Source organism: Caballeronia sordidicola (assembly GCF_000729995.1).
Taxonomy (GTDB): Bacteria; Pseudomonadota; Gammaproteobacteria; order Burkholderiales; family Burkholderiaceae; genus Caballeronia; species Caballeronia sordidicola_A.
The window spans coordinates 302727-315388 of the sequence record NZ_JNFG01000011.1; the positions used below are offsets into that span (position 1 = coordinate 302727).

Consider the following 12662-nt stretch of genomic DNA (forward strand, 5'->3'; position numbering starts at 1 on the left):
GGGCTAACTGGCAAACGGACCTTGACGGACGCTAACGCACAGTCGCGTCATTGATATATCGAGTCGAGATAATCAGCCCACACTTGCATTAGCTTCTGACGCTCTGACAAGAATTCAGCTTGGTTATACGACCGCTTCACCACGTTTGTCTCCACGTGGGATAACTGACGCTCAATCGCTAGGGGGTTGAAGCCATTCTCGTGTGCCCACTACAGCATTCACGCAGCGACAATGCGGGTTGCTGCAACTTCGATGGGATCAGCCGAGCCCCACCTTTAAGAAGCCTCCGTGCAACCGATATGTCCCGGCCGTTGTTCACGGCGGCTACTGCGTACACCTGCCCCTCGGGACCGACATTCCACACGCTAAAGCAACTCGAAGCAGAATCGCCTCGAACGTAGATCTCTCCCGGAAGATCGAAGGATCCCAATGCCTGAATGTTCCATTGATACTGATCCGACCAAAGCCAGGGTAGCTCTTCGTACTCCTGGTCATCGCCAAGCATATTTTTGGCGGCAACGACTGATTGATATTCCGCTACCTGCCAGGCCTCTATGCGGACACGGCGACCCAAAAGGCTACTGAAGTGCGCTGTAACGTCACCCGCGGCGTAGATATCAGGATCGCAGGTTCGGCAGCGGGTGTCGACAACGATGCCATTCTCTACTTCTAGACCAGCCGTCTCGGCTAGTTCCGTGTTTGGTTGCGATCCAATGCCAGCGATAACCACATCCGCAGTAACGACACCCACATCAAGATCGACGACCTCCTGATTATCGCCATTTCTTTCGACCGACACCGGAGTTCGCCCGATCAGAAATCTGACACCCATCGCCTCATGTAGCTTCTGCACGCTGGACGCGAGGATCGCCGGCAAAGATCGCTTCAGCAGTCGTTCCTGAGGCTCAACGATTGTGACGTCACAGCCCAAGGCCCGGGCCGCCGCTCCAACCTCCAACCCGATAAAACCGCCCCCAAGAATGGCAATCCTTCGACCGTCAATCATCTCCTTTCGCAGCAGCCGCGCGTCGGAAAGCGACCTAAGATAGTGAACCTTGGATGCTTCTCCCACATTGCACGTCAACCTACGTGACCGAGATCCGGTTGCAAGCAGCAGTTTACCGAAAATAACGTGGCCACCATCCGTGAGATAGATTCGATGGGCATCCCGGTCAATTGATTGTACGGACCGGCCGAGAAGTAAGCGAATACCGGAGGTCTCGTAGAACTCCCGTTTTCTAATGAACGCGCCCTCCTCGTGTTCCTCGTTGAGCAGCACCTGTTTTGACAGAGGGGGACGATCGTAGGGTAGATGTTCTTCATCTCCGATCAACAGAACGTCGACGTCGGGCTTCAATTCTTTGATCGTCTCTGCGGCTCGGCGTCCAGCTTGACCGGCACCGACAATGACGTACGATGCCGCGATGGTCGACTTTGGACCCGTGTTCATGAAAGTATGCTCCGACGGTTCTTTCCTGTCACGACTGATACTTCTCTTGTAGACAGACTTCGATATGGCCGTCGACAACTCTAACGGGATAGGTCCTCACTGGTTCGACCACCGGCGCTGAACGTGGCGACCCTGTTTTCAGATCGAACAACCCCTGATGTAGTGGACATTCGATACACCCATTCTCGACGAACCCCTCAGACAACCTAGCCGCTCCGTGTGTGCATAAATCATGAAGCGCGTAATACTCACCTTCCACGGAGAAAAGTGCGACCGGGACCCCTTCCACCAAAGCTCCTACAGGCGTGTCGTCGGTGACGTCGGCGCATCCAGCAACTCGGTGCCATTGCGTCATTCCAGTGTCTCCTTAGATGGGCGTTGCCAAAAGTGTCTGCACCCGTAATGTGTCATAGACTGCGATTTTTCTACTGTATTTGAGCACACCATCGCTGCGTGCCACGGTGTCGTGGTAAGCGCCGGTTTGGTACACCACGCTCTCACCTTCCTGATCCGTAAGGATAACGACGTAACTACAGGTAGTCGTAATTTGACCGTCATGCTCCTTACCGAGCACTAGCCCCGATATCATGTGACGGTACGTATGCTTTTCATAAATGTTCGCATGTCGCAAAGAAACGACCCGATCACGCAGCATCTTCTGATTGGTGCAATAGATAACCGGCGCCTTCAGACCAGCGTCGAAGTTTTCTTTCGGAATAATCTCGTAGTGACAATCTGTAGTGAAGAAGGTAGGCCATTCCTCGAGTTGGTCATTGTCCAGCGCGCTGATGTACTGATGGGCTAAAGTACTAATTTCAAGCCAGCTTTTCAGTTTGTCGTCCATTTTCAGAACCCCATGAGATTTTGATATCCGACCCAGAACATCCGAATCATGTTTTCGGTGATGGCGGAGTTTTCTTCCGGAGGAACATCACGAGCCATCCCCATGAATGACGTGACATTCGGGTCTCGCGCTGTTGCGCGCTGGACAAGTTCCGTCGCTTCGGTGTCTTCCATGGAAATGTACCCGGCAGGACCGACAAGGTTCGCCTGTAAAAACCTTAACTCACGCATTTCCGGCGTATCGTCTTCATACCCGAAATAATGGAATACCAACTCGAAGTTCCCCGGTCCTTTCGGCAGCAACTGGCGAGCGACAAGCGTGTTGTGAATTTGCTGGACGACCAATTGCGGGAAGATGGTCTGGATGTTATTTGTCGTGATCTCGTCGTATTCCTGGATCTGCGCAAGCAGCGACGGGTCTTCAAGAACAAAGCTTTCATCCATCGTCCGAATCTTCTCGGCGGCATAGGCGGCCCCGGTATCCTCCGTTATTTTAGGCTTCGTCGATGTAAATATGCTGTGGAGGCCGTTTTCAGCCACCTCCGACCTCACTTGCATTCCGACGCGAAAGATATTGAATGTCGTATGAAATAGGTGTAGCAGACTCGCGTGATAACCGTCCTTTACGTTTTCAACATAAAGTTTCCAATTAGACTTCGAGTATTGACGAGTGCATCCAAGGTAGACGATAGGCTTATGGAAAATCCGATCGATGTATGGACGCATCTTCGGCCCGATATAGTCAACCAGCGCGGGCGCCTCGTTACTAAATGTGGCAAAGATCAAACCTCGATAGGAATCCACTCGCAACTTAGTCAACCCGTGTTCGGCCGGGACGAAGTCCTTGCACATGCCCGCCATCCCTTTCTGCCCCCTACGAAATGGAACACCCTGAAGATCACCGGCCGGGCTGTAACTCCATTGGTGATAGACGCAAGTATGAGAGGTCGCGTTTCCCTTCTTTTCTCTGCACAGTTGCGCTCCTCGGTGCGCGCAACGGTTCACCCAGCATGCAATGCCATCCGCAGTCCGGGTCACTACAACCGGAGTGTCACCAACAAAAGTGCTCTTGAAGTCACCCGAAGCCGGAATCTCACACTCCAGTGCAACGAACGACCAGTAAGGACCTCGAAAAATGCGTTCCTGCTCTCTCTCGTACACTGCGTTAGAACTGAATACTTCATAGGGAACAGATGATCCGTCATCTCGCGGGAATGTCGGAAAATCATGTAATGTAGGGCTGCTTTGCATTTAATAGCTCCGTCATGTTTGGCTTCACACAACGAAGTCTAAGAACCTGAAAATATCGTAACTAGCCAGTTCCCGAAGCATTCGGGTAACCACCTATCCAATTTACGAAGGCTTATTGGTTAAACGGTCTATTCGCTTTCCGAACGGCCGCGTGCTCATACGGGTATGGCTGTCGGCGCTTGAATCAGCTTGCGCCTTGCAGCGCAATAGCCAGGCGCTTGATCGGCGTCGATTCGAGCGCGACCGTAACCTTGCGGTTGTTCAACGAGATAACGCTGACCTTAATCAAACAATTACAGCCCCCGGCGACCCCAATTCGGTCGATCCCGTCATTTTTCGATACATACTTTGCCGTCTTTTATTTTTAGAGTCGACGCTACGAATGAGTCGCCGCCTCAAGCCGCGAGACCGGATTTTTCGCATTTCGACGTGCACAAGTTTCACTAGGCAACTCCCCGAACCTCTCGCGATAATAAGTCGAGAATCGCCCGAGATGTCCGAATCCGCAGTCTAGCGCGGTCTCTGTTACGCTCGCGAAGCATGAAGCCTGCATACGCCTGTGAGCGGCGTCCAGTCTCATATTGCGCAAAACATCCATCGGCGAAGAATTTCGTTCGCGCAGGCAGGCTATCTGCAACACGCGGGGACTTACGCCCGCCGCTTCCGCGAGATCGTTAAGCGACCACGGCGCTCCGAGACGATCAGCGACGATGTTTTCCATTCGATCGATCGGGTGCCTATCGCGCCCGGAAGCGCTCGTCCCTAAAGTTGGATGCGCTTGAGGCTGGTGGTTGCGACCGCGGCCGACCACGCTGGCCGCTCCCATCAGCAGAAAATCGACTATGAGTCTCTCAAGTTGGGATGACCAGGCATCGTATCCCTCGGCCTCTGTTGGACCCGAAATCGTCGCAAGTAAGGTCTGGACGAGCACAAGCCACTGCGGCTCAAATTTCGCAGGGAGCAATCCGAATGAGGGCAAGACCTCGTTGTCCAACCTGCGGCCTGCGTTAATCAGAGATGTGGGCACTTTAACGATGAGTTGTTCGGAGCCCGTTTGCCAGCGCATATTCCATGATCGGCGCGGGAACATCCAACCTGTTTGGCCCGGAAGTAACACGGCTCGCTGACCGTCGCATACCATCTCGACAAGCCCGCACAACGACCAATGGAAAACCACGAAATCGTTGGACGGGCGCGGCGTCACTTCGACTTCAGCCCCGTACCGCAGCAAGTAGACCCCTATTCCCCGGAGGTTAGCTTTGTGCAGAACCATGTCGGCGTTACCCTCGCGCCAACGAAGCCGATGCTCGGCAAGCTCTCGAGCAGCCTCCTCATGACAATCGACACGGGACGACGACCTGAAAATGCAGCGATGATAAAGAGGGGAGAGATTGATCGGGTTCGCGTTCATCGTAAGCTCCGAAATTATCTGACGGTAATTCCCGAATCAGTGTAATCCGGCCATAAACCCTGAGAGTCGGCGCTGATTCCTAATGGACCGCAGCAAGACAGAGCGATAACCTCAATGATAGGCCGGCCTCCGTCCATGGAACGCATTATTAAGAAGCGCCTCAAGCCCGTCCGCTTCCAGCGGACGAGGATTCGGATACTGATCTCTTAGTGCCAAATCGCGCACTTGCGCAATATCTTCTGTTCGCATACCAATCTCGGCCAGACTGAGCGGTGCGCCAGCGTTTTTGGCGAGCTCGTATACAGCCCCCGGAACATCATCGGTGCCGAGAATCTCCTCAAGCAACCGTTTGGTCGGCGCGGCGTACGGCAAGTTGTAAGCGAGAGCGTGGGCCAGCACGACCGCGTGTGTTTCCGCATGGGGAAGGTTGAGTGTTCCGCCAAGCGTATGGCAGAGTTTGTGATGCAGTCCCATTCCGAGATGACACAATACCGTGCCGCACATCCACGCTCCAAATAGCGCGTCCGTACGTGCATCAACATCGGCTGGCCGTTGCACAAGCCGTGGAATGGCATCGAACAAGGCGCAAATGCCTTGTTTGCACATGGACTCGATAACGGGATTAAGTTCGGTCGAATACAATCCCTCCATGGCGTGAGCAACCGCGTTCAAGGCGCTGGTCACGGTAATAGCAAGCGGGAGGCTGACAGTGAGCAACGAATCGTAAATCACCGTCTTCGGCAGGACCTTAGCGTCCCTGCCGGTTTTCTTTATTCCGTCTTGCGTGATACCCCAGATCGTGGTCATCTCACTACCAGCGTAGGTCGTTGGAATTACCACGCTAGGCGCGCCCAGACTCATCGAAAGAGCTTTTGCTAGGCCAGTGGTCGACCCTCCGCCGATGGCGATGATTGAATCGGCATCGGCGTTAGCAAAGGCCTGCTTGGCTTTTTGTATCACTTCGACAGGAACATGCATCTTTGCGCCGTCAAAAAAGCCTGCTACCTTGTCGCCGAGCGGATCGACAATATTTTCTGCAAGTTCAACTTGCTCGGGCGTGCTCAGCACAAGGAGACGACGTGATCCAAGCCGTTCTATTTCATCTGGTAACGCAGACACGCTACCGGGTCCGAAGACGACCCTAGGACTCAAATAGTCGAAAGTGAATTTTTTCATGAGGAGGTCTTCAAACTATCGAGCATTTCCAGCGTCCGAGCATTAGCCGCAGCGGTTGCTGTCGGATTGAAATTGGGGCTCGACGAACGCGCGAATGAATGTCCCGCTGCATACCAATGCAGTTCCACGTTCTTGTTTCGGACGAAATGCTCGACGAGGATAGTGCGTGTTTCCGAGGAGACGTAGTGATCCTCAGTACCCATGTGAAACATCGATGGCCGGACAATGCTCGGCACGCTGGAAACTTTCTTCTCAAGTCCCACACCGTAATAACCTATAGAGCAGTCGGCCAATGACCGCGCTGCCACTTCAAAAGCCAGCGCACCTCCGAGGCAATAACCGACAACCGCGATCCGGCCGTTCGAAAATGGAAGTGTGCGAGCATATTCGATGGTACGTGCGAGATCGTCGACGCCTGCCTCCAAATCGAAATCTCGAAACAAGGCAAGCGCCCGTTCCCGCTCTTCCGGTGCATTTGCGTCAAGCTCGGTATTCGGCGCCTGTCTCCAGTACAAATCGGGGCAAATGCAACCGAAACCTGCACCGACCAACCAATCTGCCGTTTGTCGAATAAACGGCGTGACTCCAAAAATTTCCTGTGCGATCACGACAATCGGTGCAGAGGGAGTCGTCGGCTTGCCAAGGTAGGCGCCAAAGCGGGCACCCGAGACAGACGTGATCTCAACGCCATCTGTAAGCATGTGAATTCTCCAGTTGTAGGTGCAAGGCGTGTTTTACGAGGAAGCTCACCGCATGTCCGCCGTCGCTCCACCTAGCTCTTTCGTGCGTACTTGCGCACTTTGTCTTCGTCAAGTGTCATGCCATGACCGGACCCCACGGGGACCTGAAGCTCATAATCGATGATTTCGAGCGGTTCTTGGCTCAACGTGTCAGCCAGTACAAACGGACCTAGGAGTTCGCACCCGAACGGAAGCGAAGGAACGGTGGAATAAAGTTGAAGTGCAACTGATGTGCCGATTGTCGAGTCGAGCATCGTTCCGCCGTACGATGCAATCCCGCTCGCTTCGGCCACTATCGCGACTTTCTGCGTTGCGTAGACCCCGCCCATGTTGCAGAGCTTCAGCGAAAACACATCCACACTTCTGTCGCGCGCAAGATTGAATGCCGAAGCTAAGGTACTCAAGCTCTCGTCCGCCATGATCGCCACTCGGTTGGCATCAGAGAGTCGCTTCAATGCGCGCGTGTCTTCTCGGGCAACGGGCTGCTCGATGAGCTCCACCCCTAGCGCTTCAAGCATCGGGATGTACACGGATGCGACGTGTTCGTCCCACGCTTGATTGACGTCGACGCGCAGGAAGGCTTTCGATCCCAGACTGTTTGCGAGGGCCTCCATATGCGCGAGGTCGTCCCGGGGAGAGCGAAAACCGAGTTTTACCTTGAACCGATTGTGGCGTCCTCTTTCGATCATTTCCACCGCGGAATCGATGTCGCGTTGGGTATCGCCACTTGCCAGAGTCCAAGCGATAGGAATCGAACTGCGCAGCCTCCCGCCAAGCAACTCCGAAATTGATACTCCCAGCGCGCGAGCTTTCAGATCCAATAGTGCCGTCTCGACAGCGGACTTAGCAGACGCGTTTCCGGTTACCGCTCGCCCCATCGTTTGAAGAGCCGTTGAGATATTAAATGCATCCGTTCCCACAAGGTGGGGCGCCAGATATTGTTCGACGATGATCTTGATCGTCTCCGCGCATTCTGCGCTCCACACGGGACCGCCCACACTCCCGCCTTCTCCGACACCAACCAGTCCATCTGCCAAGACGCGAACAAGAACGTAGCTCTGTTGGTGCACCGTGGTGATCGACATTTGGATTGGCCGCTTAGTCGGCACGTCCACAATTACAGCCTCTATCGCGTCAATCTTCATGCTTGCGCTCCCATCTGTTCGCGTGCGGGTTCAATGACGAAATCGATATTCATAACGCGCGATCCCTCTTCCACCAGATCTGGAGCGATCAGGCTCGAATCGACGCCATTACAACAATCGTCCGTGACCCAATCGCCGCCTTCGAAGTAATACTGAGTGGTCAACGTTTCGTAACCGGGCGCCTTGACCTTGAAATGAACATGCGCCGGCCGCCATGAATGACCGCCCATCGTTTCGAGCAACGCGCCTGTGGGCCCTTGATCTGGAATTTGGTATGGAACCGGCATGGTCGTGCGAACGCGAAAACTGCCCTCTTTGCCGACACGCAATTTCCCGCGATAGAAATCGGTCGGAATATCGTCGTGAAAGCCGCTGTACTTGCCATCCGGCGTCGAATGCCACACATCGATCGTTACATTTTCGACTAAGGTCCCGTCGACCGCCTTAACGGTTCCGTTAATGAGCAAGGGCTTGTGATCGTCAGTGGCGTATGTCTTGAGCCGGTCGTCGACCAGTGGCGCATCGTCGCGGTAGTACGGCCCTTCGATAGCCGGCGTCGATCCGCCGCTAGTACGAGCTTTGGTCGCCACCACCGTACTGTTAAAGAAGACGTCGCAAAGCAGCGCCGTCTCGCCGGTTTCTGCGACTTTCATAAGGTAATGCAGCGCGTTCCGATACTCCGATTCGGAAACTTCTTTTTCGTCAAGCACACGCTGCACTGCCCCGACGATCGCTTCGACGACATCCTTAACTCGCTTGTTCACGGTTTCTCTCCGACTAAAAGTTGCTCGTATGGGCGACAACCGCCCTAAAGTCATGATAGAAAGCAGTGACACATACCGTCCAATACCTTTGTTACCAGACCTACATACCGATTCGGTATGTCCTACCCAATCCGTCTAAAAACGTCACTTGTCGGTTCTAAGCAAAAAATAGGGACAGAAAATGGAATTTAACCAGCTTAGATACTTTGTTGCCGTTGCGGAAGCGCGGGGGTTTGGTGCCGCATCGCAGAGGCTGCACATATCTCAACCACCCCTTACTCGCCAGATCCAGGCGTTAGAGCGCGATTTAGGGGTGAAGCTTTTCGAAAGATCGGCGCGTGGCGTCGAGCTCACCGCAGCGGGCACCGTATTCCTCGACGATGCACGTCAGTTGCTGGCGCTTAGGGCGCGGTCTTCTCGGCGATCGCAGGCTGCTGCGCGAGGCGAGTCTGGAGAATTGAACCTGGTATATTTCGGCACATCCGTTTTCGAAACGGTGCCGACCTTTGTTAGGCGCTTCCTTGCGCGGTTTCCTGACGCCACGATCTCCGTGTCTCATATGACCAAAGAGGCACAGCTGGAGGCTATTCTTTCCGGAGTGGTTGATATTGGTTTCGGGCGATTCTATTCCCCCACCGACGAGATCACAATTTGGAACATCGGCGTCGAAACGCTTCATGTTGCCGTTGCCGACCCGTGGGATAAGTGTGTCTCCGGCGCGAGAACGGTCTCTGATTTAGTCGGTGTGCCTATCGTGCTCTATCCGCGCGCAGACAGACCAAGTTTCGCCGATAAAGTGGTCTCTCTGTTTAGAACCGAGGGAGTTGAGCTAAAAGTAGCTGCCGAGGTTGAGGATGTGACCGCAGCCCTTGCGCTCACAGCGGCAGGAATAGGCGCGACGCTAGTACCGACCTCCGTCGCCCACCTTCGCTGGCCTGGCGTGACGTTTCTCGAGCTCGATCCACATAAACTGTCGGTTCCTGTAAGCTGCGTTTTCCGCGCACACCGACGCAGTCCCATTGTCGACTCGGCGTTACAGATTGTCGCCTCGTTCGCAAAAGGAATGGACGAAAGCTAGGGTCTCCCGGCCAATTGGTGGTGTATGCGTTTGTCCGATTTCAGGATCGGCGGCAACGTAACCTGGAGGAACTCGAGCCAACTGCGAACCTTCGCGTTAAGGTGTCTTCGGGACGGATATTGTGCGTACACCGTCATTTTCTCAAACGTGTAAGGCGCAAGCACGCGAACCATTGATCCGCGACGTAAATCATCGAGTGCAGCGGGCAGCAGAAAGAAATCCTATACCAAGGCCCTGCCGTATTGCGACCGCCATCGCTTCCGGCGAAGTTCATACTGAAACGGGATTGGTTATATCTATGGAATCCTCTCCATTTTGGCGGTCGAATTGCCATTTCGTCCCTGAAAACACTGGCGCCACAAGCTGCAAGCAGCAATGGTTCGAAAGATTTTAAAAGAGCTCCGGCTGGCCGTGTTTTTCGATATATACCGGTGCTGCACAGAGAAGGCTGAAGACACTTCTGATGCGTTGAGAAACGAGCGAAGTGTCGTCCATTCGCGACGCCGAAACGATCGATACGTCGAAGCGTTCATCGATGACATTCGGAACATACGGCCCCGGTGTCAAATCAATCCTAACATCGGGAAATATGTGATGATACTTGCTGACAAGGGGGACGATATAGTGTTGGCCGAAATTTGAGATCGAATGTATCCGAAGACGGCCTTGCGGCGCAGCTTGGCGCCGGCCGCTTCGGCCTCGACCTCCTCGATCTGCTCAAATATTCTCCGACATCGATTAAGATAGGCCTCGCTTGCTTCGGTGAGTATTGTCCTTCTTGTCGTCCGCTGTAGAAGGCGGGTTCGAGGATGCTCCTCAAGAACGCCGATCGCCCTAGAGATCGATCCAGTCGAAATATCCAGTCTGACAGCCGCTGCGCTGAAGCCGCCCGAATCTACAGCCTGGACGAAGACACGCATGCATTGGAGCCTGTCCATAGCTTTCGTGTTAGTGCATTCGAACAACATGTTGGCCGAAGATATAACCACAGCAAAATCGTCACCGACTCATTTCCCGAACCTTCCCAGCCTCCCGGCTCGCCGCGCCTCCAAGAAGAACGTCCTTTTGAGTCTCGTGTATGCATTAGAGAGATCCAGCGGAAATCTGCAAACTCCTCAGCGAAACTTGCCAGATCTAACGTTGATTTATTCTGAGCCTAGATCGACTGCTGCTAGGTAATACTTCGACACTTCGAGCGCGCTACGCGCCTCATACAGCGGTGAAATGACGACGAGTGCCCAGCCTACCCGCTCAACTTGGCTTCCCAGCGCGCGACGACTGGAGCTACTCGCCATGCCTTTTACGAAAGCGCTAGAACAACGTCTGCCTTGCAAAGCCATTTTCATATCTTATCCATTAGTTGACTTGATGGTTCGACATCGATGTTTCGGTCGATGTCGATGTACGCCTGCCGAAAAGGCCCTCTAAAACAATTGTCTAATCCCTAGCATGACTGCTGCTTGACCTACACCTGCCGCAGGAGATGATCCGGGACCGCCAGCGCTTACCCCGTAGGCTGCTTTGGCGCTATTGAAAATATAAGCGCTCTGCACGTAAACGGCAGTTCGTTTTGATAGGAGATACGTTGCTCGGACTGTGGACAAAGTTGCTCTTGTATCGTGCATGGCATTCACGATTCTGAATACCTCACCATCCATCAGGAAAGAGGGTGTAAAGAAGTATCGTGCACCAAGGAAATACATATTTGAAGTAACAACCGGCGAATTCGAGTTGGTTACCTCTACTCGTCGGTTGAGCCATCCACCCGATATCCAAGCACCCAGGAACTTTGCGTATGCGTTGACGTACAACCGTGCGTCGACCCCGTTACTGGTAGATAGTGATGTCGGCGCCACTCCATCAAAAAAATTGACAGCCGCGTTGACGCCGCCTCGTTCTTCCTCGTACGACACCGCCGCACCCAAGTGGTCCGAGTCGTATTTCAACATAGCCGACCAGTCGCGGCACTGTGTGAATGCGCCCGGTATCTGCCCGGCACAGGTTCCTTGGCCGGGAGAATTGCCGGTCCCGGCCGCATCTCTTCCGAAGGAATACGTTGCCAACACGGTAACGCCGCGGGCGCTAAACTTGTAGGCGACACTGTCGTCCGCGCGAGCGTTCGCTATGTATGCATCAAGGGAAGCGATGCCGTAGATCGCGGGCCCCATGATGTCGTTCTCTAATACGGCAATGTAAGTAGTCGAATACTGCCGACCAAAGCTGAGGGTACCGTAAGGCGACTCAATTCCTACCCAAGCCTGACGCCCGAAAAGACGCCCGCCTTGAGCGAGCGTACCGGAAGCGGGGCTGAAACCACTCTCAAGAACGAAAGTCGCCTTATAGCCTCCGCTGAGGTCTTCGCTCCCACGAAATCCCCAGCGCGACGGAAGAGAACCAGTTGTGGATGGCACCCGAAAAAGCTTTCCGTTCTCCGGCCCTGCGCGGGACACGAATTCCACACCTGAATCGACAATACCGTACAGGGTTACACTACTTTGTGCAGCGGCGGGGATGACGCCGCATACGAACAATGAACAAAACAAAAGTGCTTTCGGGTATGCCTTCATCCTTATCTCCAAACCGGATTATCAAAATTCGCATTCGAAGCACGGATCGTGGGCAAGTAATGCATTACTTGGGAACCGTGCTCAATTGCTTGGACTTGTTTGAGACGAGTCTATGAAGGCCGAAAAACGCCGGATATCCGGATAGCGAATTTTGGCGTATTGGATGTCCACTAAACGAACGGCATCCTTTTGATAGTCAATGAAGGGGGATTGCGACCGTGAGAGCTCTTTCTTTGC

General features: G+C 53.9%; 13 protein-coding genes. 1 reads left to right on the forward strand and 12 read right to left on the reverse strand.

The window, feature by feature from the left end:
- Positions 1 to 178: 178 nt before the first annotated feature.
- The 9 genes from FH08_RS0113020 to FH08_RS0113065 form a co-directional block, all read right to left on the reverse strand.
- Positions 179 to 1450: an NAD(P)/FAD-dependent oxidoreductase gene (locus FH08_RS0113020; RefSeq protein WP_051888219.1), complete on the reverse strand. Its 1272-nt coding sequence runs from the start codon at positions 1448 to 1450 to the stop codon at positions 179 to 181.
- 28 nt (positions 1451 to 1478) lie between these two features.
- Positions 1479 to 1805, reverse strand: a complete 327-nt coding sequence (gene andAb, locus FH08_RS0113025; protein WP_031358742.1) for an anthranilate 1,2-dioxygenase ferredoxin subunit AndAb — start codon at positions 1803 to 1805, stop codon at positions 1479 to 1481.
- Positions 1806 to 1817: 12 nt separating this feature from the next.
- Positions 1818 to 2294, reverse strand: a complete 477-nt coding sequence (gene andAd / locus FH08_RS0113030; RefSeq protein WP_031358743.1) for an anthranilate 1,2-dioxygenase small subunit AndAd — start codon at positions 2292 to 2294, stop codon at positions 1818 to 1820.
- A gap of 2 nt (positions 2295 to 2296) precedes the next feature.
- Positions 2297 to 3544 (reverse strand): anthranilate 1,2-dioxygenase large subunit AndAc, encoded by a 1248-nt coding sequence (gene andAc / locus FH08_RS0113035; RefSeq protein WP_035566058.1) that lies wholly within the window; start codon positions 3542 to 3544, stop codon positions 2297 to 2299.
- Between the two features lie 376 nt (positions 3545 to 3920).
- Entirely contained in the window at positions 3921 to 4955 is a 1035-nt protein-coding gene (locus tag FH08_RS0113045; protein ID WP_051888221.1) for an AraC family transcriptional regulator, read from the reverse strand.
- Between the two features lie 111 nt (positions 4956 to 5066).
- Complete coding sequence (locus tag FH08_RS0113050; protein ID WP_031358746.1) at positions 5067 to 6131, reverse strand: maleylacetate reductase; 1065 nt, start codon at positions 6129 to 6131, stop codon at positions 5067 to 5069.
- Positions 6128 to 6832, reverse strand: coding sequence for a dienelactone hydrolase family protein (locus tag FH08_RS0113055; protein ID WP_031358747.1), 705 nt, complete (start codon positions 6830 to 6832; stop codon positions 6128 to 6130). Before FH08_RS0113055 ends, FH08_RS0113050 begins: the two co-directional genes overlap by 4 nt.
- A 71-nt stretch (positions 6833 to 6903) precedes the next feature.
- Positions 6904 to 8016 carry a muconate cycloisomerase family protein gene (locus tag FH08_RS0113060; protein WP_031358748.1) on the reverse strand — a complete coding sequence of 371 codons (1113 nt, stop codon included), beginning with the start codon at positions 8014 to 8016 and terminating at the stop codon, positions 6904 to 6906.
- Positions 8013 to 8780, reverse strand: a complete 768-nt coding sequence (locus FH08_RS0113065) for a chlorocatechol 1,2-dioxygenase (RefSeq protein ID WP_031358749.1) — start codon at positions 8778 to 8780, stop codon at positions 8013 to 8015. The genes FH08_RS0113060 and FH08_RS0113065 overlap by 4 nt, the downstream gene beginning before the upstream one ends.
- Before the next feature lie 181 nt (positions 8781 to 8961).
- Here FH08_RS0113065 and FH08_RS0113070 point away from each other — a divergent pair, with 181 nt between their 5' ends.
- Positions 8962 to 9858 (forward strand): LysR family transcriptional regulator, encoded by an 897-nt coding sequence (locus FH08_RS0113070; RefSeq protein WP_031358750.1) that lies wholly within the window; start codon positions 8962 to 8964, stop codon positions 9856 to 9858.
- A 390-nt stretch (positions 9859 to 10248) separates the two neighbouring features.
- On the opposite strand, the gene FH08_RS54345 is transcribed toward FH08_RS0113070, so the two are convergent.
- The 3 genes from FH08_RS54345 to FH08_RS0113080 form a co-directional block, all read right to left on the reverse strand.
- Complete coding sequence (locus FH08_RS54345; protein ID WP_081889459.1) at positions 10249 to 10512, reverse strand: LysR substrate-binding domain-containing protein; 264 nt, start codon at positions 10510 to 10512, stop codon at positions 10249 to 10251.
- Positions 10422 to 10778 (reverse strand): LysR family transcriptional regulator, encoded by a 357-nt coding sequence (locus FH08_RS51360; RefSeq protein WP_160172465.1) that lies wholly within the window; start codon positions 10776 to 10778, stop codon positions 10422 to 10424. The genes FH08_RS54345 and FH08_RS51360 overlap by 91 nt, the downstream gene beginning before the upstream one ends.
- Positions 10779 to 11282: 504 nt before the next feature.
- Complete coding sequence (locus tag FH08_RS0113080) at positions 11283 to 12425, reverse strand: porin (RefSeq protein WP_031358751.1); 1143 nt, start codon at positions 12423 to 12425, stop codon at positions 11283 to 11285.
- Positions 12426 to 12662: the final 237 nt, after the last annotated feature.

Bases quoted from the DNA above. Each gene is read 5' to 3' on its own strand.
- FH08_RS0113020 (WP_051888219.1), bottom strand. From the start codon at position 1,450: ATGAACACGGGTCCAAAGTCGACCATCGCGGCATCGTACGTCATTGTC.
- andAb (WP_031358742.1), bottom strand. From the start codon at position 1,805: ATGACGCAATGGCACCGAGTTGCTGGATGCGCCGACGTCACCGACGAC.
- andAd (WP_031358743.1), bottom strand. From the start codon at position 2,294: ATGGACGACAAACTGAAAAGCTGGCTTGAAATTAGTACTTTAGCCCAT.
- andAc (WP_035566058.1), bottom strand. From the start codon at position 3,544: ATGCAAAGCAGCCCTACATTACATGATTTTCCGACATTCCCGCGAGAT.
- FH08_RS0113045 (WP_051888221.1), bottom strand. From the start codon at position 4,955: ATGAACGCGAACCCGATCAATCTCTCCCCTCTTTATCATCGCTGCATT.
- FH08_RS0113050 (WP_031358746.1), bottom strand. From the start codon at position 6,131: ATGAAAAAATTCACTTTCGACTATTTGAGTCCTAGGGTCGTCTTCGGA.
- FH08_RS0113055 (WP_031358747.1), bottom strand. From the start codon at position 6,832: ATGCTTACAGATGGCGTTGAGATCACGTCTGTCTCGGGTGCCCGCTTT.
- FH08_RS0113060 (WP_031358748.1), bottom strand. From the start codon at position 8,016: ATGAAGATTGACGCGATAGAGGCTGTAATTGTGGACGTGCCGACTAAG.
- FH08_RS0113070 (WP_031358750.1), top strand. From the start codon at position 8,962: ATGGAATTTAACCAGCTTAGATACTTTGTTGCCGTTGCGGAAGCGCGG.
- FH08_RS51360 (WP_160172465.1), bottom strand. From the start codon at position 10,778: ATGCGTGTCTTCGTCCAGGCTGTAGATTCGGGCGGCTTCAGCGCAGCG.
- FH08_RS0113080 (WP_031358751.1), bottom strand. From the start codon at position 12,425: ATGAAGGCATACCCGAAAGCACTTTTGTTTTGTTCATTGTTCGTATGC.